This is a genomic window from Candidatus Polarisedimenticolia bacterium (genome assembly GCA_036001465.1).
Lineage (GTDB): Bacteria > Acidobacteriota > Polarisedimenticolia > Gp22-AA2 > Gp22-AA2 > Gp22-AA3.
On sequence record DASYUH010000041.1, the window covers coordinates 1 to 21,262 of the forward strand.

At 68.5% G+C, this 21,262-nt stretch carries 19 protein-coding genes; 9 read left to right on the forward strand and 10 right to left on the reverse strand.

Going from position 1 to position 21,262, the window contains the following annotated elements; translation table 11 throughout:
- Positions 1-2,984, forward strand: a 2,984-nt coding sequence (locus VGV60_08470) for a hypothetical protein (protein HEV8701291.1), incomplete at its 5' end; no start/stop codon positions are given.
- A 19-nt stretch (positions 2,985-3,003) separates the two neighbouring features.
- A complete protein-coding gene (gene recG / locus VGV60_08475) occupies positions 3,004-5,109 on the forward strand; it encodes an ATP-dependent DNA helicase RecG (GenBank protein HEV8701292.1) in 2,106 nt (701 codons plus the stop codon).
- Here recG and VGV60_08480 read toward each other — a convergent pair.
- From VGV60_08480 to VGV60_08500, 5 genes are all read right to left on the reverse strand, one after another.
- Positions 5,106-5,849, reverse strand: coding sequence for a TIGR04282 family arsenosugar biosynthesis glycosyltransferase (locus VGV60_08480; GenBank protein HEV8701293.1), 744 nt, complete (start codon positions 5,847-5,849; stop codon positions 5,106-5,108). The two genes, recG and VGV60_08480, sit on opposite strands and share 4 nt — an antisense overlap.
- A gap of 4 nt (positions 5,850-5,853) precedes the next feature.
- Complete coding sequence (locus tag VGV60_08485) at positions 5,854-6,651, reverse strand: carboxypeptidase regulatory-like domain-containing protein (protein ID HEV8701294.1); 798 nt, start codon at positions 6,649-6,651, stop codon at positions 5,854-5,856.
- An 11-nt stretch (positions 6,652-6,662) separates the two neighbouring features.
- Complete coding sequence (locus VGV60_08490; protein HEV8701295.1) at positions 6,663-6,962, reverse strand: cytochrome C oxidase subunit IV family protein; 300 nt, start codon at positions 6,960-6,962, stop codon at positions 6,663-6,665.
- Positions 6,963-6,986: 24 nt separating this feature from the next.
- A complete protein-coding gene (locus VGV60_08495; GenBank protein HEV8701296.1) occupies positions 6,987-7,604 on the reverse strand; it encodes a heme-copper oxidase subunit III in 618 nt (205 codons plus the stop codon).
- Between the two features lie 95 nt (positions 7,605-7,699).
- On the reverse strand, positions 7,700-8,128 hold the full coding sequence (locus VGV60_08500) for a DUF420 domain-containing protein (protein ID HEV8701297.1): 429 nt from the start codon (positions 8,126-8,128) through the stop codon (positions 7,700-7,702).
- A gap of 229 nt (positions 8,129-8,357) precedes the next feature.
- Here VGV60_08500 and coxB point away from each other — a divergent pair, with 229 nt between their 5' ends.
- The 7 genes from coxB (at position 8,358) to VGV60_08535 (ending at position 14,893) form a co-directional block, all read left to right on the forward strand.
- Positions 8,358-9,038 carry a cytochrome c oxidase subunit II gene (gene coxB, locus VGV60_08505; GenBank protein ID HEV8701298.1) on the forward strand — a complete coding sequence of 227 codons (681 nt, stop codon included), beginning with the start codon at positions 8,358-8,360 and terminating at the stop codon, positions 9,036-9,038.
- A 26-nt stretch (positions 9,039-9,064) separates the two neighbouring features.
- Positions 9,065-10,810 carry a cbb3-type cytochrome c oxidase subunit I gene (locus VGV60_08510; GenBank protein HEV8701299.1) on the forward strand — a complete coding sequence of 582 codons (1,746 nt, stop codon included), beginning with the start codon at positions 9,065-9,067 and terminating at the stop codon, positions 10,808-10,810.
- 14 nt (positions 10,811-10,824) lie between these two features.
- On the forward strand, positions 10,825-11,841 hold the full coding sequence (locus VGV60_08515; GenBank protein HEV8701300.1) for a COX15/CtaA family protein: 1,017 nt from the start codon (positions 10,825-10,827) through the stop codon (positions 11,839-11,841).
- Positions 11,838-12,755: a heme o synthase gene (cyoE, locus tag VGV60_08520; GenBank protein ID HEV8701301.1), complete on the forward strand. Its 918-nt coding sequence runs from the start codon at positions 11,838-11,840 to the stop codon at positions 12,753-12,755. Before VGV60_08515 ends, cyoE begins: the two co-directional genes overlap by 4 nt.
- A gap of 19 nt (positions 12,756-12,774) precedes the next feature.
- Positions 12,775-13,368: a heme-copper oxidase subunit III gene (locus VGV60_08525; GenBank protein HEV8701302.1), complete on the forward strand. Its 594-nt coding sequence runs from the start codon at positions 12,775-12,777 to the stop codon at positions 13,366-13,368.
- On the forward strand, positions 13,369-13,623 hold the full coding sequence (locus VGV60_08530; GenBank protein HEV8701303.1) for a hypothetical protein: 255 nt from the start codon (positions 13,369-13,371) through the stop codon (positions 13,621-13,623).
- A 124-nt stretch (positions 13,624-13,747) separates the two neighbouring features.
- Positions 13,748-14,893: a c-type cytochrome gene (locus VGV60_08535; protein HEV8701304.1), complete on the forward strand. Its 1,146-nt coding sequence runs from the start codon at positions 13,748-13,750 to the stop codon at positions 14,891-14,893.
- Here the strand turns inward: VGV60_08535 and VGV60_08540 are convergent.
- From VGV60_08540 to VGV60_08560, 5 genes are all read right to left on the reverse strand, one after another.
- Positions 14,862-15,563, reverse strand: coding sequence for a carboxypeptidase regulatory-like domain-containing protein (locus VGV60_08540; GenBank protein ID HEV8701305.1), 702 nt, complete (start codon positions 15,561-15,563; stop codon positions 14,862-14,864). The genes VGV60_08535 and VGV60_08540 overlap by 32 nt on opposite strands.
- Positions 15,564-15,644: 81 nt before the next feature.
- Positions 15,645-18,596 (reverse strand): c-type cytochrome, encoded by a 2,952-nt coding sequence (locus VGV60_08545; GenBank protein HEV8701306.1) that lies wholly within the window; start codon positions 18,594-18,596, stop codon positions 15,645-15,647.
- 40 nt (positions 18,597-18,636) lie between these two features.
- Positions 18,637-19,764 (reverse strand): hypothetical protein, encoded by a 1,128-nt coding sequence (locus VGV60_08550; GenBank protein HEV8701307.1) that lies wholly within the window; start codon positions 19,762-19,764, stop codon positions 18,637-18,639.
- A gap of 13 nt (positions 19,765-19,777) precedes the next feature.
- A complete protein-coding gene (locus tag VGV60_08555) occupies positions 19,778-20,563 on the reverse strand; it encodes a cytochrome b N-terminal domain-containing protein (protein ID HEV8701308.1) in 786 nt (261 codons plus the stop codon).
- 52 nt (positions 20,564-20,615) lie between these two features.
- Complete coding sequence (locus VGV60_08560) at positions 20,616-21,251, reverse strand: Rieske 2Fe-2S domain-containing protein (GenBank protein ID HEV8701309.1); 636 nt, start codon at positions 21,249-21,251, stop codon at positions 20,616-20,618.
- Positions 21,252-21,262 lie beyond the last annotated feature (11 nt).

A 21,262-nucleotide genomic window follows, 5' to 3' on the forward strand; every position in this document is an offset into this window, starting at 1 on the left:
CGACGGCGGAGTTCAGCCGGGCGCAGGGGGGCTTCGCCAACATCACCACCAAGTCGGGCGGCAACGAGTTCAAGGGGACGTTCAAGTTCTTCTGGCGCGGGAATGCCCTGGACGGCGACGGGGCGGGGATCGACGACCCGCGGCAGCACGGCGGCCTGGGGGAGCTGGGACTCAGGGACCTGCGCTTCAACGATTTCACGCCGTTCCTGTCCCTGGAGGGGCCGATCGTGAAGGACCGGGCGTGGTTCTTCATGGCGCACGAATACATCCAGAAGGAGGACCCGGTCAACGCGCTGAACAGCGCCTTCGTGACCGGCATCCGGGAGTTCCGGGAGTTCGCCAAGCTGACCTGGCAGGCCACTCCGAGCAACCGCCTGGCCCTGTCGATCAATTACGACCCCCAGAAATACCTGAACCAGGGACTGAACAGCCTGACCCGTGTCGAGAGCGGCTATACCAGCCGTCAGGGCGGGCCGATTCTCACGGCCAAGCTGACGACGATCCTCAATCCCTACATCGTGCTCGAGACCTCGCTGGCCCACTTCGACGAGCGCCCTTCGCGGGGGCCGACGCTCGATCCCGACACGAACGACAACGGGCTCCTGGTCACGGACAGGAACCACAACGGCTTCTTCGAGGCGTCGGATCGCGACGCGGGGGAGGACTACGACGTCGACGGCAGGTTCGACGTGTTCGAGGATTTCAACCGGAACCGACAGCTCGATCCGGGAGAGGACCGGGACGGGGACAATCACCTGACCCTCTCGGGACGCGGAGGGCTGCCCGGCGGATGCGAGGGGATCCTGCGCGAGGATCTCGACTGCGACGGCCGCCTCGACACCTTCAAGGAAGATCAGAACGGCAACGGCATCATGGACCCGTACGAGGACATCGACGGCGACGGGCACCTCGATCTCGGGATCGAAGACAGGAACGGCAACTTCTACCTGGACGATGCCCCGTTAGGGTCCGGCGTGTATCCCTACGGGCATCGTGCTCCGCTGCCGTCCGACCGGGACTACACCATCGACCAGACACTCGGGATCACCAGCGGCCCCTACTACCTCGATTTCTCGGACTCGAGGCGGCGCGTCACCGTGCGCCAGGACCTGAACGTCTACGTCCCGGATTACTGGGGGAGCCACGACCTGAAGTTCGGCTATGTCTTCGAGAAAGAGGACTTCGACCGGGCCACCGAGGAGCGCCCGCTCCTCGCCCCCCTCATCCTGCCGCCCCGCGCGGCGCCGAGCACCGTCCGCGCGCTCCTGCCGGCGGAGCGCCGCGTGGAGAACGACGGCCACTCGGAGACCGGCGGCCTGTACGCCCAGGACATCTACAAGCCGTTCCCCAACATGACCCTGGCGCTCGGTCTGCGGTTCGATCGCGAGGCGGACGACACCTTCGGATATGCGTTCTTCGAGCCGGCCACGGAGCGCGCCATCTACGATCGCCTCGTGGCGCTCTCCGGCGGCGAGAAGTTGCTCACCGACGACTTCCAGGTGGGAAACAACGACGGGCGCCACAGCTTCGGCATTGCCGGGGATCCGATCCTCGTCGCGGCGCCGCAGGGGTTCACGCAGGGGAGCGCCTCCCTCGTCGATGCGCTGAACCAGGCGGCGATCGGCCGCATGACACGCCACCACACCGAGGCGCGTTTCGTCTCGAGCCAGCTCGCGGCCCTCTTCGGCGACCTGGTGACCGGGGGAGAGGTGGATCCCCGGCGCCTGACGGCGCACGGCGTCCTGCCGCAGCAGCGCGAGCGATTTCGTCTCACCAACAACAACCTGGCGCCCCGGGTGTCGTTTTCCTGGGACCCGGCGTCGAACGGCCGCACCAAGCTGTTCGCCACCTGGGGACGCTTCTACGACAAGCTGTTCCTGAGCGCCCTGGTCGGCGAAGAGGGCCCGGACTCGATCAACCGCGAGTACCTCATCGATTGGGACGGGATCACCGGTGCGGGGGTTCCCAACAACCGGATCGGGCTGGCGACGTCGAAGGCCCCCCCCTCGGCCACCCAGGTCGACCGCGGCCTGCGAACGCCCTTCTCCGACGAGATCACGGTCGGCTTCGAGCGCGAGCTCGCCCCCGAGACGGCGCTGATGGTGACTTATATCCGGCGCGCCTACAGGGACCAGCTCCAGGACGTCGACGTGAACCACGAGCTGCGCCTGGACCGCGAAACCGGCCGGTGGCGCGATCAAATCGGCGCGACTGTGCCGCAGCCCGGAACGGGGGAGGGGAGCATCAACCTCAAGCTGCAGAGGCGTGCGGACGGCAAGCCGGACCTGTACATCCACAATTTCTTCTTCAACCAGGTCCTGCGCATCGCCAACACGAACGAGGCCCGCTACACCGGGGTCGAGGTGCAGCTGCTCAAGCGCCTGTCGCGCCGCTGGGAGATGCAGACGTCCTACACGTATTCCCGGGCGACGGGCGCGGCGGAGAGCTTCGATTCCAGGCTGGGCAACGATCCCTCGACCCTCGAGCAGGAATTCGGCTACCTCGACTTCGACCAGAGACACGTGGTGAAGCTGAACGCGACCACCTATCTGCCGGGAGACTGGCAGGTCGGCGCGTCGATGAGCTGGGCCTCGGGGCTGCCGTACTCGGTCATCTCGCGCTTCTTCGCCATGGACAACGTGGACTACCAGCAGTTCCGCACGCGGTTCGGGTTCAGCCAGGCGACGGAGGGGGCGCAGGCGACGTTCATCCCGGAGCGGCGCAACAGCCATCGAAACGATGCCACCCTCGACGTGAATCTGCGCGCCAAGAAGGCCCTGGTGGTCGGCAAGTACTCCTCCGGTGTGTTCTTCGAGGTCTACAACCTCCTGAACCGGGACGATCTGCGCGTGTACACGTACGAGCCCGACCGCGGGGATAACGCGGGCCGCGACGAGCTCGGCCAGCGCACCGCCCCCCTGCAGGTCGACGGGGTTCGCCGGTTCGGGCGGCGCTTCCAGGTCGGTTTCCAGATCGAGTTCTAGCCTCGCCTATAATCGCCCCGTGGCGATCGACCTCGCGACCCCTCTCGGGAACCTCAAGGGCATCGGCCCGAAGCGCGCGGAGGAGCTTCGGGAACGGGGGCTCGTGACGGTCGAGGACCTGCTCTTCCACCTGCCGTTCCGCTATGAGGACAGGAGCCGCTTCCTCCCGATCGCCTCGCTCGCCCCCGGATTCCGCGCCACGGTGCGCGGACGGGTGCGGACCGCCGTGCTGCGGCGGACGCGGGCGCGCGGCTTCACGATCTTCGAGGCCCTGGTGGAGGACGACAGCGGCGCGATCCGGGTCCTCTTCTTCAACCAGCCCTACCTGCGCACCGCGATGCCGCCGGGGCGCGAGGTGATCCTGTACGGCGAGGCGGGACCGGCGCGCTTCGGCCGCCGGGGCCTGGTGCTCCAGACTCCGCAGTTCGAGGTCCTGTCCGACGACGACCAGGAGGCCGTCCACGCCGGCAGGGTCGTGCCGATCTACCCGCGGCTTCCGGGACTGTCCTCGCGGGCCATCCGGCGGCTGACGCACTCGGTCCTGGAGGGGCTGCCGGCCGTCCTGCCGGATCCGCTGCCTCCCGGCATGACGCGCGATCGGGGGTTCCTTTCCCGCCGCGAGGCGCTCGGGCTGGCCCACTTCCCGCCGCAGGACGCGGATCTCGAGGCGCTCAACGAGTTCCGATCCCCCTTTCACCGCCGGCTGATCTTCGAGGAGTTCTTCTTCCTGCAGCTGGGCTTCGCCCTGGCGCGACGCGAGCGCGAGACCCGGCCGAGCGAGCCGGGGCTGCGGGTGGACGATGCCATCCGCGACCGGCTGCGCGCCGCCCTGCCGTTCCACCTCACGGGCGCCCAGCGCAGGGTCCTGAAGGAGATCGCCCAGGACCTGATGTCCGGGCGGCCGATGAACCGCCTCCTCCAGGGGGACGTCGGCTGCGGCAAGACGGTGGTGGCCCTGCTCGCGGCGCTCCTGGTCGTGGAGAACGGCCACCAGGTGGCGGTCATGGCGCCGACCGAGCTCCTGGCGGAGCAGCACCATCGCTCGTTCGGCAGGATGCTCCAGGGGAGCGGCCGCCCCGTCGCCCTCCTGACCGCCGGCGTGACGGGCGCCGCCCGCCGCCAGGTCCTGGGTGGATTGCGCGCCGGGTCCATCCCCTTTCTCATCGGCACGCACGCGCTCCTGGAAGAGGACGTGCGCTTCCGTTCCCTCCGGCTGGCGATCATCGACGAGCAGCACCGCTTCGGAGTGGCGCAGCGGGCGCGCCTGCGCGCCAAGGGAAAGCGGACCGACGTGCTGGTGATGACCGCCACGCCCATCCCGCGATCGCTCGCGCTGACGGTGTACGGCGACCTCGATCTGTCGGTCGTCGACGAGATGCCTCCGGGGCGCCGCCCCATCAGGACGGTCGTGCGCGAGGAGGAGGCGCGGCCCGGCGTGTACGACTTCCTGCGCGCCCGGGTCCGCGAGGGGAGGCAGGCCTACGTCGTCTACCCGCTGGTCGAAGAGAGCGATTCCGTCGATCTCAAGGCCGCGGTCGAGATGCACCGCAGGCTCCAGGGGGAGGTCTTCCCCGACCTTCAGGTGGGCCTCCTGCACGGCCGGTTGAAGGCGGAGGAGCGGGACCGGGTCATGTCCGATTTCGCGGCCGGTCGACTGCCGATCCTGGTCGCCACGACCGTCATCGAGGTCGGCATCGACGTGCCGAACGCGACGGTCATGGTCGTCGAGCAGGCGGAGCGCTTCGGCCTGTCGCAGCTCCACCAGCTGCGTGGGCGCGTCGGGCGCGGCGCGCACGAGTCGCACTGCATCCTCCTCCAGGGGGCGCCGGCGGGCGAGGAGGGGCGCCGGCGCCTCGACATCGTGGCCCGATCGGGTGACGGCTTCGCCATCGCCCGCGAGGACCTGCGCCTGCGGGGGCCCGGTGAGTTCCTCGGCACGCGGCAGTCGGGACTGCCCGACCTGCGCATCGGCGACATCCTGCGCGATCACGATCTTCTGGAGGACGCCCGCCGGGAGGCGTTCCGGTGCGCCGCGGCGCTGGCCGCCGGGCCGGAGCGCCAGAGCCTGGTGCGCCACCTCGAGCGCCGCTGGTCCGGCCGGCTGGGACTGATTCAGGTTGGCTAGGAGCTTCGGGCCGGGGCGGGCAGGCGCCCGGCGCGCCGCAGCGCCTCGACGAAGTCGGCCGTCCTGGTGCCGGCTCCGGGCCAGGGTCGGGAGGGGCCGGCCGCGAGCCTGTCGAGGTCGGCCGGGACGTCGACGTCGTGGAACGGGGGCAGGAGAGAAGGGCCCACCGAGGCGCGATCCAGGGCGGCGAGAGTCGCTTCCATGACGCGGCCGGTGCTCCAGGGTATTCCTGAGAAGATCGCGGGAAGCGGGTGCCGGGCACCCACGAGGTAGTACCCGCCATCCACCGCGGGGCCGAGGACGGCCCGTGCGCCCTGCCGCAACGCCTCGAAGGCGGCACGAACGGTTGAAGGGGGGAGCCCCGGGCAATCGGAGCCGATCACCACGATCTCGGCATGGCCGTCCGCAAGCAGGCCGGTGAATGTGTCCTGCAGCCGCCGGCCCAGATCGCCCTGCCGCTGCGGCCGCAGGATCAGGCCGCGGGCCGCGGCAGCCAATTCGTCCTGGCCCGCCGCCTCTTCGGGGTCCCACGCTTCGCTGAAGGACAGAACAGGAAGCGCTCCGGCCTCCACGGCCCCCGCCCGCAGCAGCGCAAGGCTGTCGAGCAGGAGGGCCAGGTGCAGGCGCAGCGCCTCGTCCGCGCCGAGCCAGGGGGTCATCCTCGTCTTGACCTGGCCGACTCGGGGGACCCGCGCATAGAGAACGAGGGCGGAAGTCGTTCGCCTCGGCGTCCCGCGCACACTCCTAATCCTGGAAGGTGATGGTGGCTTCGGAGACTCCGCCGGACGTCGCGGAGATCGGCTGCTCGCGGGTCCCCAGGGTCTCGTGCCAGACCGTCAGCGTGTAGCTTCCGGGCGGGACGCCGGCCAGCGTAAAGGCCCCGCTCGCGTCCGTGACGGCGTAGTAGGGATGCGGTGCCACGATGATCCAGGCGTTCATCCAGCTGTGGACGTCGCACTTGACCTGGACCGTGTCCGGTTCCTTGAAGATCAGGTTCAGGACCTTCTTGAATTTCGGCTGCGCCTGGTTCGTCGGGGGGTTGCGTTTCGGATACGTGTGGATGTTGTGCAGGATGCCGTCGCTGTTGACCACGTCGATGCTCGCCCCGGCCGGGACCAGAAGGACGTGCGGGGTGAACCAGCAGCCGTGCTGGTCGAGAGTCGGCCTCGGGGCCTCGGGCCACGCCCCGCCCGGGGCGATCGGGCCGAGGGAGACGACCGCGTTCCGCACGCCGCCATCCTGGCCGACCACGAGACCTTCGTCCACGTGCATCCTGGCGCCGCAGACCGCGTGGTCCTTGGTCACCTGGATCGGTCGTGGCGGACGGGGAGCGCCGGAGAAGAGAACCCGTCCGGTGATGCGCCCGCCATCGCCCGTCGCCGTCCCGGCGGAGGCCGGGGATTCCGGTGTCGCGGTCGCGGCGGGGGGCGCGGGGGCCGAGGTGCCTTCCCGCGACGGTGTCTCGGGGTTGCCGCCGCAGGCGCACGCGGCGAGCACCGCCAGGAGGAGAACAGCGCGGGAGGCGTCCCTGAGGCCCGGCATCGTGCGGGGCCTCAGGGCAGCCAGTGGATGTGGGTGGTGGCGTCCGGCACCAGCCCGACGTACATGATGGCCGAGAGGACGAGCGGGCTGAGGACGATCAGGACGAGCGCGTATTTCTCGAACTTCAGATGCATGAAATAGAGCGCCACCAGGGCGGCCTTGGTGAGCGCCAGCGCGCAGAGCGAAATGATCACGAAGGCCTTCGCGTTGGGCACCCGGGCCACGGCCAGCTCGATCACGGTCAGGACGGCCAGGGCGAGCCAGACCATCCAGTAGTTCGGTTCGGCGTGTCCGTCGGCTTGGCTCGACACGGGCATCCTCCTCCGGGGTGACGCTCAGACGATAAGGTACACGAAGGTGAACACCAGGATCCAGATCAGATCCACGAAGTGCCAGTAGAGACCGGCGATCTCGACGGAGCTGTTGCGCTCGGGAGAATATCCCCCGCGGGCGCCCTTGATGAAGATGCAGATCAGGTAGATGACGCCCGACAGGACGTGGCAGCCGTGAAACCCGGTCAGGATGTAGAACGTGGCGCCGAACAGAGTCGAGACGCCGAACGGGTTCCCCTGGATCGTCAGGCCTTCATGGATGAGATGCGTCCACTCGTACGCCTGGATGCCCAGGAAGGTCGAGCCCCCGAGAATCGTTCCGAAGAGCCAGAGGAGGAGCCCCTTCCGGTCACCATGGCGGATCGCCGACAGCGCCTTCACCATGGTGACGCTGCTGCAGATGAGTATGAAGGTGTTGATCGCCGTCAGCGGCACGTCGAGGATCTGCGCGGGGTTCGGCCAGTTGCTGCTGCCGAGGCGCACGGCGCCGTAAGCCGCCAGGAGCCCGGCGAACGACATGGCGTCCGAGCAGAGGAAGATCCACATCATCAGCTTGCCCCATCCCGGGGTGAGCTGGTTCTCGAAGCGCTCGACTTCGTTCATGGTCGCGGCGTGCGCCATAGATTCCCCCGTCGCGGCAAGTCCCCGCGCGGCGCGGAACTCTAGCACAGGTCCCGGGGGGCCGGGCAAGAGTCGGCGCGCGGCAGGAGGGCGCGCTAGTTCGCCCCGTACAGCATCAGGTAGATCACCACCCCGGTCACGGACACGTACAGCCAGATCGGCAGCGTGATGCGCGCGATCCGCATGTGGCGATCGAACCGGCCGCGCACGGCCCGGCCCGCGGTGACCAGGGCGAGCGGCACGACGGTCGCGGCCAGGACGGTGTGCGTCAGAAGGATGGTGAAATAGACGGGCCGGGCCCATCCGTTGCCGCGGTAGGGGACCGAGCCGACATGGTAGTGATACGTCAGGTAGGACGCGAGGAAGAGGGCCGAGGTGAGAAGGGCCAGGATCATGCAGGCTCTATGGGCCGCGATCCGCCGGCTCCGGATGAAGGCGTACCCGGCGACCAGGAGAACGGCGCACGATCCGTTCAGCAGAGCGTTGAGGGCCGGCAGATCCGAGACGGTCATCGGGAGCGCCATGATAACAAAAAGGATCGGAGGCGTGCGGACCGGCGCCGCACGGATCGGCGCGACGCGTTCCGCATCGGGCCGGCGCATCGAGCCGCCCGTTCCGTGAAACTCTTGACTTCGCCCGCTTCGGTCGCGTATAAACCGGCGGTCGCAGCGGGATCGAGGGGATCGCCGGCGTGCACGTGCCCGCGCGGTCCCGGCATACGGGAAGTCCCAGGCGACAGGAGAGATCGACCCCGTGCACCTGCTCCCCGAAGGGGTATCGACCTACAGCGGTCGGATCGACCTGATGTTCTACGTGATCCTGGCGGTCACGGGCGTGGCCTTCGTGGTGACCGAGACGGTGCTCTTCTACTTCGCGTGGCGCTACCGGCACCGCGAGGGCGTGCGGGCCCACTACACCCACGGGAACTCCCGGATCGAAGTGATCTGGACCATCGTGCCGGCCGTGATGCTGGTCTTTCTCGGCCTGGCGAGCCGCAAGGTCTGGGACGAGATCAAGGGGCACGTTCCGCCGACCGACCAGGAGATCGTGGTCCTCGCTTCCCAGTTCGACTGGGAGGTGCGGTACAAGGGGGCGGACGGGCAGTTCGAGACGGCGGACGACGTCGTGGTGCACAACGAGATGCACGTGCCGGTGAACGCGCCCGTGAAGATCCGGCTGCGCTCCAAGGATGTGATCCACAGCTTCTTCGTGCCGGCGTTCCGCCTGAAGCAGGACGCGGTGCCGGGGCTGACGATCGACATCTGGGTGCAGCCGACCAAGACCGGCGAATACGAGATTGCCTGCGCCGAGCTCTGCGGCTTCGGCCACGGGACGATGCGGGGCGTGCTCACGGTCATGGAGCCCGAGGCGTACCGGAAGTGGCTCAGCGAGCAGGAGGCCGGCGTCGTTCCGGCTGAAGCGCCGGCTGCCTGAGGCTCCCCATCGGAGGACCTGACACCATGTCCGCCCAGCACGACGCGCAGCACTCGCCATCCTTCATCGGGAAATACATCTTCTCGCAGGACCACAAGATCATCGGGATCCAGTTCCTGTTCGTGAGCCTGGCCTTCATGGTCCTCGGAGGCTTCCTGGCGATGATCGTGCGCTGGCAGCTCGGCTTTCCGGACAAGGAGATCCCGCTGGCGAACGTCCTCCCCACCAGCTGGAACCCTGCGGACCCGGCGCAGTACAACGCCGTCTTCACCATGCACGCCTCGATCATGATCTTCCTGGTGATCATCCCGATCCTCACCGGTGCGTTCGGGAACTTCCTGATTCCGCTGATGATCGGCGCCCGGGACATGGCCTTTCCGAAGCTCAACATGCTGTCGTTCTGGGTGGGGTTCTCGGGCGGGGCCGTGATCGCCTCCTCGTTCTTCGTCGAAGGAGGAACGGCCGCGACGGGCTGGACGGCCTACCCGCCACTGAGCGCCGACCCGCAGTACACCGGAGTCGCGCTCGGGCAGACCCTGTGGATCGTCGGGGTGCTGCTGGTCGGGACGGCCTCGATCATGGGGGCGGTGAACTACATCACGACCATCGTCAACATGCGAGCCCCCGGAATGCACTTCTTCCGGATGCCGCTGTCGGTCTGGGCGCTGTTCATCACGGCGATCCTGCAGCTGATGGCGACCCCGGTCCTGGCGTCGGCGCTCGGCATGCTGCTCTTCGATCGGACCCTCGGGACCCACTTCTTCAATCCGGCGGGCGGCGGGCAGGTGCTTCTCTGGCAGCACCTGTTCTGGTTCTACTCGCACCCGGCGGTCTACATCATGATCCTGCCGTCCATGGGGTTCGTATCCGACATCATGTCGACGTTCGCGCGCAAGCCGATCTTCGGTTACAAGGCGATGGTCTTCTCGCTCATGGGGATCGCCGGACTCGGCTTCATCGTCTGGGGCCACCACATGTTCCAGAGCGGCATGAACCCGACCCTGGGCACTACCTTCATGATCTCGACGATGGTCATCGCCGTGCCGTCGGCGATCAAGACCTTCAACTGGCTCGGAACCCTCTGGGGAGGGGCCATCCGTTTCACGCCGGCGATGCTCCACGCCCTGGCGTTCGTCTCGACGTTCATCATCGGCGGCCTGAGCGGCATCTTCATGGCCTCGACGCCGGTCGACATGTTCATCCACGACACCTATTTCATCGTGGCGCACCTGCATTACGTCCTGTTCGGCGGCAGCCTGTTCGGGGTCTTCGCGGCGATCAACTTCTGGTACCCGAAGATGTTCGGCAGGATGCTCAACCCCACCGTCAACCTCGTCCACGCCGTCCTGTCGTTCATCTTCTTCAACCTGACCTTCTTCCCGATGCATATCCTCGGGATGGGCGGCCACATGCGGCGGATCTACGACCCGACCCTGTACGATTTCCTCAAGCCGATGCAGCCGATGAACGAGTTCATCAGCGTCAATGCCTTCATCCTGGGGGGGGTGCAGATCCTGTTCGCGGCCAATTTCATCTGCAGCCTGTTCTGGGGGAAGAAGGCCGAACGCAACCCCTGGCATGCGAATTCGCTGGAATGGGCCGCCCCCTCGCCCCCGCCGCACGGCAACTGGGGGGAGAAGGTGCCGACGGTCTACCGCGGGCCGTTCGAGTACAGCCTGCCGGGGATGACGGAGGACTACATGCCGCAGGATCTCCCCGGGGCCGGCGCGCCCACGCCGGGCAGGACCGTCATGACGCCGGCGCGGTCCTAGGCTTCGTACGGCGCATGCTGCCGCGCTCCGAGACCCCGACGGTGACCCCCTTCGAGACATGGCGGCACCGGTACGCGCTGCTCTGCACCCTCGCGACCCTGCTGCTCCTCCTGGCCGGCGGGCTGGTGACCAGCACCGGATCGGGTCTTGCCGTGCCGGACTGGCCGCTGTCGTTCGGCCGCGTCTTTCCACCGATGACGGGCGGCGTCCTGTTCGAGCACGGCCACAGGCTCGTGGCCGCGTGCGTCGGCCTCCTCACCCTCGGACTGGCCCTCTGGTTCCATCGACGTGAGCGCCGCCCCTGGGTGCGCCGTCTGGCGTATGCGGCGGTGGGGACGGTGTTCGCCCAGGGGCTGCTCGGGGGGCTGACCGTGCTCCTGCGCCTGCCTCCATCCGTCTCGGTGCTGCACGCCTGCCTGGCCCAGGGTTTCTTCTGCATCGTCGTGGTCCTGACCCTGGCGACCTCGGAGCCGTTCCTCTCCCCGAGGACGGACGCCGGGGCGATCGTCCCGCCCTCTCTCTGGAAGCTGGGGGCGCTCGCGACCGGGCTGGTCTACCTGCAGCTCATCCTGGGCGCCGTCATGCGGCATACGGGGGCGGGCCTGGCGATTCCGGACGTGCCGCTGGCATTCGGACGGATCGTGCCCCCGCTGGCGTCGTCCGAGATTGTGATCCACTTCGCCCATCGCATCGGTGCGCTCCTCGTGGCCGTCGCCGTCTTCGTCCTCGCCGGACGCATCCTGGTGAATCATTCCGGCATCACCGGGCTCGCCGTGCCGGCGCGATGGCTGCTGCTCATGGTGGCCGCGCAGATCGGGCTGGGGGCGGCCACCGTCCTCACCCGGCTCGCGGTTCTGCCGGCGACCGCCCATGTGGTCGTGGGAGCCCTTCTGCTGTCGACCTGCCTCGTGGTGACGGTGCGGGCGGCCCGGGCACGGAGCCGGCAGCGTTCGGACGTCCCCTCGCGGGGGACGCTCCGGCCGGGACGTGCCGCGGAGGCCCCCGTGACCACGGCGGGGAGCGCGGCGTGAGCGCCCTGCACGAGGCCGCCCAGCCGCTGGTCCGTCCGAGCGTGCGCGAACGCCTCGGTGATTTCGTCGAGCTGACCAAGCCGCGCGTGACCTCCCTGGTGCTGGTCACGACGCTCGTCGGTTTCTATCTCGGATCGCGGGGGAGCCTGGACTTCGTGCTCCTGCTGAACACGCTTCTCGGGACCGCCCTCGTCGCGGCCGGCACCAGCGCCTTCAATCAGTACGTGGAACGGGAGCAGGACGGCCTGATGCTGCGCACCCGGCAGCGGCCGCTTCCCGCCGGCCGCATGGATCCGAATCACGCCCTGGTGTTCGCGAGCGGCCTGGCCGCCGCGGGGCTCGTGCACCTGGCGCTGACCGTGAACCTGCTCACCGCCGGTCTGGCCGCGCTGACGCTCCTCAGCTACGTGCTGGTCTACACGCCGCTCAAGCGGGTTTCATCGCTGTGCACTCTGGTCGGCGCCCTACCTGGAGCCCTGCCGCCGCTCGGAGGCTGGACCGCGGCACACGGCGACATCGCCGCCGGCGGAATCGCCCTGTTCGCCATCCTGTTCGTGTGGCAGCTCCCGCACTCCCTGTCGATCGCCATTCTCTACCGCGAGGACTACGCCCGGGGCGGGTTCCGCCTGCTGCCGGTCGTGGATCCCCATGGCGGCTCGACCGGGAGGCAGATCCTGGCGCACTGCCTGGTCCTCCTGCCCCTCAGCCTCACGCCGTCCCTGCTCGCTCTGTCCGGCGTCTACTATTTCTACGGCGCCCTGATGCTCGGGATCGTTCTGACGGCCTGCGCCGTCCCGATCGTCCTGAACCCGACGCCCAGGGCGGCGAGGCGTCTCCTGCTCGCCTCGGTGATCTACTTGCCGGTCCTCCTCTGCCTGATGGCATTCGATCGGACGGCCCCGCCGTTCGGATAGAGTCGCGGCGCGGAACCCGATGACCCTCCAGCCCGACGATCGCAGGCACGCTCCCTCGGGGCCGGGCACGCAGAACCACCGGCTCGCGACGCTCGTGTTCCTGATGGCCGGGACGATGCTGTTCGCCGGGATGATCGGCGGCTACCTGGTCCTGCGCTACGGCGCCCCCGTCTGGCCCGGACCCGGGCTGCCGCGGCTGCCCGTGCGCCTTGCCGGATGCAGCACCGTCGTGATCGCCCTGTCCAGCCTCGCGCTGCATCGAGGCGTGCGCGCGCTTCGCGGACTGGACGCCGCCGGGCTGAGGCGCGCCCTGTTCGCCGCGGCGGGCCTGGGGGTGCTGTTCATGTCCCTGCAGGTCGCCCAGTGGACGATCCTCTTCGGAGCGGGCCTGTCCTTTTCGGGGACGACGTACGGATCGACCTTCTACGTCCTGACCGGCATGCACGCCGCCCATGCGCTGAGCGGGATCGTCTGGCTCCTCATCATCGCGTTCAGGCAGCGCGAGCTGTGGGTGCCCGATAGGCGGCAGCGGGCCATCGAGGTGTGCGCCCTGTACTGGCATTTCGTCGGGGTGGTCTGGATCGGCCTGTACGTCGTGCTGTATCTTATATAAATGAAGCGCCGGCGGTCCGCCCTCCTCCTGGCCCTCTCCTGCGGGCTCCTGCGCGCGCCGGAGGTCCTGGCCCAGTGCGCCATGTGCGGCGCGGCGGCGGCATCGGGGAAGGTCGGGCGGGGGATCGCCTTCAGTGTGTACTTCCTGCTCGGCATCCTGATCCTGGTCGTGTCCTGGTTCATCGCCCTCATCTACAGGGCGCAACGACATGCCGGACACGCCTCGGGCGAGGCGCCCCCACCGGCGGGGAAATAGGATCATCCGCAGCGGCGCCACGCATCCGTCCGGCCCGGCCGGATGCCCGGTCCGACTCCTTGTTCTCCTGGCCGCCGCGACCGCTCTCGTCCCGGCGTGCAGCGGGGAGCCAGGCCCGCACCGAGTGCCGGCCACGGAGGGCGGGGGTCGCGAGGAGACCCTCCTCGCGACCGAGGATGAGAGGGCGGGCGAGGGGGTCTACCGCGCGGAGAACTGCGCGCGCTGCCATACTCTGTTCGACCGGCCGGGAGAGGACGCCCGACCCGTCCTCCCGCCGTCCCCTCTCCCCGAAACGACGGGCGCCGGATCGCGGGTCGGTCCCGACCTCGGACTGGAGGGGCACCGTCACAGCGACGAGTGGCACTACGCCCATCTCTACGCGCCAGGCGCGGTCGTGCGCGGCTCGCGGATGCCCGCATCGCGGCACCTGTTCCGTCCCTCCGGCGGGCTTCCCTCGCCGACGCCCGACGCACGCCGCCTGGTCGCCTACCTCCAGGCGCTCGGCCGCGGGCGGCGCGACATCTGGGCGGAATGGCGGGGGCGCGAGGTGGAGGTCCCGCATCCTCCCGCCTCCGACGGAGCGCTCGCCGATCGAGGACGGGAACTGTACCGCCGGCACTGCGCTTCGTGTCACGGGGAGGCGGGTGACGGCAGGGGAGAGGCCGCCGGCTTCTTCACTATCGCGCCGCGTGACCTGGCCGCCGCGTCGTTCAGGTTCCGATCGACGCCGCTCGCACAGCCGCCCGCCGACGCCGACCTGTTCCGGACGATCACTCTCGGCTCCGGGACCGGCGCGGCGATGCCGTCGTTCTACTGGCTGGGGGAGCGGGACCGCTGGGCGCTCGTGCTGGCCGTGAAGGGGTTCTCACCGGCCCTGAACGGCACGGGCCTCGCTGCGGTGCCGGGGGACGCAGAAGAAGACCGCCCCGGAGCCGTGGGGCAACCGGATGCGGCCCGACTCGAGGCTGGCAGGCGGCTCTGGGATGGACTCGGCTGTGCCACCTGCCACGCAAACGACGCGGCCGGGATACCGGGCTCCGCGCCGGACCTGACGCATGCCTGCGCGCTCCGCGCCGGCGCCTCGCCCGAGGCGCTCGACCGATCGATCCGCTGGGGGATCGGGACCGCGATGCCGTCGTACGCCGACGCGGTGCCCGATGCGAGCTCCCGGCGCCTCCTGATCGACTACGTGAGGACCCTCGTGGAAGCAGGTCCGAGTATCCGGCCGGACCGCGAGCCTACTTCGCGGCGTACTCCAGATCGGCCGTGACCGAGCCGGTCGCCGGAACGGTGACCGACTTGGTCTGCTTGCCGAGCTTCTCGTGCCAGGTCTCGATCGTATAGGTCCCGGCCGGCACGCCGCTGATCGTGTAGGCCCCGGAGGCGTCGGTGAGGGCGTAGTACGGATGCTCCGCCACGACGACCCAGCCGTTCATCCAGCTGTGGACGTCGCACTTGACCTGGACGATGTCCGGCTTCGCGAACGTGGCCGGCATCACCTTCTTGAACTTCGGCTGCGCCTTGTTGAAAGGCGGGTTGTTCTTGGGGAAGGAATGGATGTTGTGCAGGATGCCGTCGCTGTTGATGATGTCGATCTCCTGCCCCGCCGGCACGATCTCCACGTGCGGGACGAACTTGCAGCCGTTCTGGTCGAGGGCCGGCTTCTTGGGCGGGGTCATCTTCTTTCCGTCCTTCGGATCGGCGACCTTGACGACGACATACATCACGCCCTTGTCGGGGCCGACGATGAGCGACTCGTCGACATGCGTCGCCTTGCCGCACACGGCCTGGTCCTTGGTGACCTGAATCTTCGCCGGGACCGGCGCCGTTCCGGCGTACCGGACCTTGCCGACGATGTCGCCGGCGCGCGCGGGCCCCGCGGCCCAAAGCGCCAGGATGGGAACGAGGAGGGACACCGGAATCATGCGGGATCTGCTCATGGTCGTGGGCTCCTTCTGCACAGGAACGACGATTCTAACCTCGAAGTGGTCCGCGGCCCAGGCGAATGCCCGGACCCATCCCTAGGGCTGCGCCGGCCCGCCCGCACCGGAGCGCCTCAGGCCGAGCGTGAACACGTAGGCGCTGAGCGCCTTCATCTGTCGGTGCGGATCCCCGCCCAGGACGTCCGGGGGAGCCGACCCGGCGGGATCCTCCGGATCGTAGAAGGTCGGCATTTTCGTCCCGGGCATCATCTTCTGCGGGTTCGCCAGCCAGCGCTCGATCCAGTCGGCATTGAGCCGCCGGAAGGCCAGCGTCAGGTCGGGGGCCCATCCCTCGGGCGGTCCGGACGGCTTGCGCGCCCCCTGCTGGTGGCAGTTCCAGCAGTTGAAATAGTCGGGACCGAACATCCTGAGAGCCGCCTGCATCTCCGGTCCCTGCGGGGGGGCCTGAGGCAGCGTCTGGAAGGGGAAGGTCCGCTGCTCGCGTGCGGCGAAGTGATGGACGAGTCGATCGGCGTCCTCGTCCGTGAAGCCGAACGTCGGCATGCGCACGTCCAGCCACGGCCTGATCGGCGTGGGGTTTTTCAGGAAGGAGAACAGCCAGTCCGGCTGCACCTTGTCCCCCTCCCCCTCCAGGATGGGAGGGGAGAAGCTCGGCGCGATCGATTGCGCCTCCTCCTCGGAGCGCCCCTCGGCGACCAGGTTCTGGGCGATGGCGTCCTTGACGGCGCCGCCGCGACCGTCGAGCGCATGGCATCCCTGGCAGTTGAAGTCCCGTACCAGGCGGCGGCCGGACTCAATCGCCTCGTCGCGCGCCGACAGGAGGCGCATGCTCTCCTTCGGCATCTTCTCCTTGGTCAGGCCCTGCAGGAGGAGCGTGACGGACGAGGCCTGCTCCTCGCTGAAGCCGAACTGCGGCATGCGCAGGCGGTCGTAGAACGGCGCCTGGTGTCCGGCATCGAACGATCGCGGATCCTTGAGCTTGTGCAGGAACCAGACCGGGGCGGTGTGCTCGATGGGCTCGAATCCGAAGAGCAGGAGGTCGGCCGGCTTGCTCCCTTCCTCGGACAGGTCGGTGCCGATCTGCGGCGTCTTCTCGAATCCCGGGATGAGGTGGCACCCGAAGCAGCCGTAGCGCGCGATCGTCCGCTCCCCGAGCAGGACGTCGCGATCCGCATCGCTCATCGCGTCGATCTTCCCCTGCGCGTCCGCCGGCGGCATGCGCTGCGACAGGTAGGCGAGGAGCGCCCGGTCGCGCGCCTCGGGCTGGGGCCTGGGGGGGGCGACCTGCTCCGCGGGCGCGGAGTCGTCCTTCAAGGACGCCAGGTAAGCCGTGACGTCGAGCGCCTCCTGCTCGGTGAGGCGCAGGCTCGGCATGCGCGTTTCGGGATTGTACTGCTTGGGGTTCCGGATCCACTGGTAGATCCACTCCGGCCGGGCCTTGCTGCCGATGCGCGACAGGTCGGGGCCGAAGCGCCGCTCCCAGGCGATCGGGTCGGCCGTCTCGCCGCGGGCCCGCGCCTGGAGGACGTCCGGCTTGACCTCGTCACGCTCGATGGCGTGGCAGCCCATGCAGCCGACCGTCCGCACCAGCCTCCGGCCGCGCATCGCGTCGCCGCGTCCGGGGAGCGGCGGGTAGGAGATGGTCTCCGACTTGGAGGTCAGGTAGGCCAGGACGCCCAGGACCTCGGCGTCCTCGCGCTCCGCATCGCCCGGCTCCTGGTTGTTCGACAGCCCGAAGAAACGCGGCATGCGCGTGCTCGGGCGGAATGCCTTCGGGTTCTTGATCCAGCGCGCCGTCCACTCCGGCAGCAGCTTGGCGGTGGGGCGCGTCAGGATCGGGCCCACCTTCGGCCGGTTCTCGAAGCCGCGCATCTTGTGGCAGGCATAGCAGCCGTAGCGGTCGACGACCTCGGTGCCATGGTTCAGGCGGGGGGCCTGCGGCACCGCCACCACTCCCTGGTGGCACTTCAGGCAGGAGGCCTCCGTGGCGCTCCGGGCCAGCATCGGATGCTCCCAGTAGTGATCGCGCTCCCAGCCGTGCGTCTCCTCCCACTCCTTCCTCTGATCCGCCGAGTCGGGGGTGTGGACCGCGTACAGGAAGTCCACGGCCCGATCACGGCCCCCGTGGCAAGGCGTGCAGCCGAACTTCTCGATCGGGTGGGGGGACGACCCGCCCAGGAAGACGTTCAGCTTCGGGTGGGTCGCGTAGGGCTGGGGGTCCTCCTCGAACCCGGCCCGGTCCGCGGCGAGGTGGCAGGTCTGGCAGCGGTCGGCCCGGGGGACCTTGGCGAAGTTGATGTCGATCGGCACCTGGTCGAGGACCACCTGCTGGATGCGGAGCGTCGGGGCGACGAAGTCCAGCAGGGGAGCGTTGAGCAGATCGATGGCGACCTTCATCAGCCCGGACGGCGCCACCTTCTGCAGCCTCTTTTCGAGCCGGGTGATCCCCGCGGTCAGCTCGCCGATCTTCTTTGCGGCCTCGTCCGTCCGCCCCGTGAGGACGTTGATCGCGGCCTGCGCCTCGGCCTTCTCCTTCTCGTGGAGAAGCAGCCGGACGCGCAGGTCCTCGAGCCGCTTCGCGAGCTCGTCGACGTCCTTCTTGACGGCCTCGGCGTTCGGAGCGCCCTTGTGGGCCGCCTCCTCGTAGTCGAACTTCCGGGCGTCGAACGTCGACTTGATCGTCCGGTAGCTGAGGTCGTCCCTGTAGTTGGCCACCTCGATCGCGCGCAGCTTCGCTCGAGCCTCTTCGAGGTCCTTGCCGTGCTGGGAGGCCGCCTTCTGCGCCTCCGCGAGCTGGTCCTTGAGGGCCTGCAGGGCCGACTGGTCGATCTTCTGCTCCTCCGCCTGGATCTGCGCCCGCGTCTTCTCGGCCTCGAGGCGCTGAAAGCCCTGCTGGTACCCCTTCCAGCCGCGGTGGTAGTCCTCGTAGACCATCGCCACCAGGGTCAGCAAGAGGCCGACGCTGCTCGCGGCGAAGAGCGCGTTCATCGCCTTCATGTTTCTCAGGTATTCGTCGGTTCGCTTCGGCACGGCCGCTTCGGCCTCCGGGGGTGCTGGACCCTCTCCGCCCTCAGATGTTGAAGAAGATCTCCGGGATGGTCACGATGTAGTGCATGTTCAACGTCCAGCGCAGCATCATCTTGATCGGCAGGCTCAGCATGGTCAGCCCCAGGAACACCATGATGTGGAAGCGCGCCGGCCCGAGCTTCTCGTAGTGGGTCTTCAGCCACGTCTTCGCAAGGAGCGGCGGCAGCCCGAGGAAGAACGCCGCCACCAGGATCAGCCCGAAGCTCTCGCGGATCAGCGGGTTCTTGGGCAGGGCCGTTCCCAGGGTCTTCACCCAGATGATCTGCGACAGGTCGATGTTGATCAGCGGCACCAGCTTGTGCGAGTCCCAGTACTCGAACGGACCGAAGAAGTTCTGGTTCGGCCCGCGCAGGAAGGTCCCGATGATGATCAGCCAGACCCACAGGACCACGAAGCCGAACAGGAAGATCGTGATCTCCGGCTTCCTGTCCTTCCAGGTGTAGTAGCCGTTCCCCTTGGGGTTCTTGTCCATGTAAGGGATGGCGCACAGCCCCACGATGATGAGCCCCGGCAGGAGGACGCCGGCAATCCAGGGGTCGTAGTAGACGAGCATCTCCTGCAGCCCGAGGAAATACCAGGGGGCCTTGCTCGGGTTCGGGGTCTTCGCCGGGTTGGCCGGCTCCTCGATCGGGGCCTTGAGGACGATCGACCAGAGGATCAGGAAGACGGTCCAGAGGATCAGGCAGATGAACTCGGTGTGGACGAGATCGGGCCACACCAGGACCTTCCCGTCGCCCGCCTCCTGCTTCTCGACAATCGGCTGTCCGGCCCCCGCCAGGGCGTCGTTGCGGCGCCCCTCCTTGAGAGCGAACCAGACGAAGAAGGCGACCAGGAAGATCATCGCCGCGATCGGCACGTTGTCGGGCTTGAGGACGATGGCCGCGAAATTCGCGTCGAAGCAGGCGAGGAGGAAGAAGACGCCGAGCACGGCAAACGCGATGCCGCCGGTCTTCGGCCGGTAGATCGCCCCGAGAGGCCGGGTCATGCGGCGCAGCCAGGCTGGTCCCATCTCGCCCGGGAACAGGAGGGCGAAGAACGCCACCACCGTGAGGGTGAAGAAGCGGGACGGCTCGGACAGCCAGTTGACCGCGTGCTTGAGCGTCTCGATCATGAACGGCGTGTCCTCAGACGGGTCCCGAGATTCCGCCGTCCTTGCGGACGCGCCAGAAGTGGACGGCCATCAGGATGGTCGCGACCAGCGGAATGCCCACGCAGTGCAGGACGTAGAAGCGCAGGAGCGCGCCGGCGCCGACGAACCGGCCGGCCAGGAGCGCGAAGCGCGCGTCGTTCCCGGCGTTCACCAGGCTGATGTCGCCGATCTTGAGCAGGCTCGCCCCGGGGCCCTCGTGCCCCAGGAGCGGCGTGGCCCGCGCCATGTTCGAGCCGACCGTGACCGCCCACATGGCCAGCTGGTCCCACGGGAGCAGGTAGCCGGTGAACGAGAGGAGGAGGGTCAGCACCAGGAGCAGCACGCCGACGTTCCAGTTGAACTCGCGGGGTGGCTTGTACGAGCCGGTCATGAAGACCCGCAGCATGTGCAGCCACACGGTGATCACCATGGCATGGGCGCCCCAGCGGTGCAGCTCGCGCATCACGCCCAGGGGCACCTGCTCGCGCAGGTCCACGATGTCCACGTAGGCGTACTCGACCGTGGGGTGGTAATAAAACATCAGCAGCAGGCCGGTCGCCACCTCCACCAGGAACAGGAAGAAGGTGATCCCCCCCATGCACCAGGTGAAGCGCAGGCGGATTCCGCTCTTGCGCACCTTGACCGGGTGCAGGTGCAGGTAGACGTTCGTCAGGACGGCCAGGCCGCGGTTGCGGGCGGTGTCCGGCGGGCCGTGCCGGAAGATGGAATTCCACACCTGGGTGTTGCGGGTGTACTCCCAGAGCTTCTTCAGAAGAGACATGGCACGAATCTCCCCGGGGGCTCGCGGCGCAGCCGCGGCGATCTCCCCGCCCTCAGACTTTCAGGAACGACTCGGGATTCTCCCACTCGCCCTTTTCGTAGGCGTAGATTTTCGTCTTGTCGATCAGGATCTGCCCGTCGTCCGCCAGCACGATGCGGTAGCGCTCCAGCGGGCGCGGGGCGGGACCTTCGTAGTTGATCCCCGAACGGTAGAAGCCGCTGCCGTGGCAGGGGCACTTGAACTTGTTCTCGGCCTCCAGCCAGTTCGGCGTGCATCCCAGGTGCGTGCAGACCGTCCGGAGCACGTAGATCTCCTGCTCGTTGCGCACGATCCAGGCCCCGAAGGACTCCTTGAAGCGTTGATCGACGGTGCCGACGAGGAAATCGCTCGGAAAGCCGGCCTTGAACTGCTGCGGCGGCTCGAACAGGACGTTCGGGAACATGAAGCGTGTCGTCGCGATCGCCCCGGCCCCGCAGGCGGCGGCGAACGCCGTCCAGGCGACGCCCAGGGTCGAGAGAAAGCCGCGGCGCGTCATGTCCGCGGCCGCCTTCGCCGGAGCGGGGGAGGGGGCGGCCGGCTTCGCGGCGGCGGGAGGGACCACCGGCTGAGCGGCCGCGGGCCCCGGCGCGGGGGCCTGGCCCTGCGGCGCCGGCGTTCCTGGAGTGGGGTTCCGGTTCTCGTCCGTCACGGAGCGACCCT

Coding starts and splice junctions, on each gene's coding strand:
- VGV60_08485 (HEV8701294.1), bottom strand. CDS start 6,651: ATGCCGGGCCTCAGGGACGCCTCCCGCGCTGTTCTCCTCCTGGCGGTG.
- VGV60_08495 (HEV8701296.1), bottom strand. CDS start 7,604: ATGGCGCACGCCGCGACCATGAACGAAGTCGAGCGCTTCGAGAACCAG.
- VGV60_08500 (HEV8701297.1), bottom strand. CDS start 8,128: ATGGCGCTCCCGATGACCGTCTCGGATCTGCCGGCCCTCAACGCTCTG.
- VGV60_08510 (HEV8701299.1), top strand. CDS start 9,065: ATGTCCGCCCAGCACGACGCGCAGCACTCGCCATCCTTCATCGGGAAA.
- VGV60_08515 (HEV8701300.1), top strand. CDS start 10,825: ATGCTGCCGCGCTCCGAGACCCCGACGGTGACCCCCTTCGAGACATGG.
- VGV60_08525 (HEV8701302.1), top strand. CDS start 12,775: ATGACCCTCCAGCCCGACGATCGCAGGCACGCTCCCTCGGGGCCGGGC.
- VGV60_08530 (HEV8701303.1), top strand. CDS start 13,369: ATGAAGCGCCGGCGGTCCGCCCTCCTCCTGGCCCTCTCCTGCGGGCTC.
- VGV60_08540 (HEV8701305.1), bottom strand. CDS start 15,563: ATGAGCAGATCCCGCATGATTCCGGTGTCCCTCCTCGTTCCCATCCTG.
- VGV60_08550 (HEV8701307.1), bottom strand. CDS start 19,764: ATGATCGAGACGCTCAAGCACGCGGTCAACTGGCTGTCCGAGCCGTCC.
- VGV60_08555 (HEV8701308.1), bottom strand. CDS start 20,563: ATGTCTCTTCTGAAGAAGCTCTGGGAGTACACCCGCAACACCCAGGTG.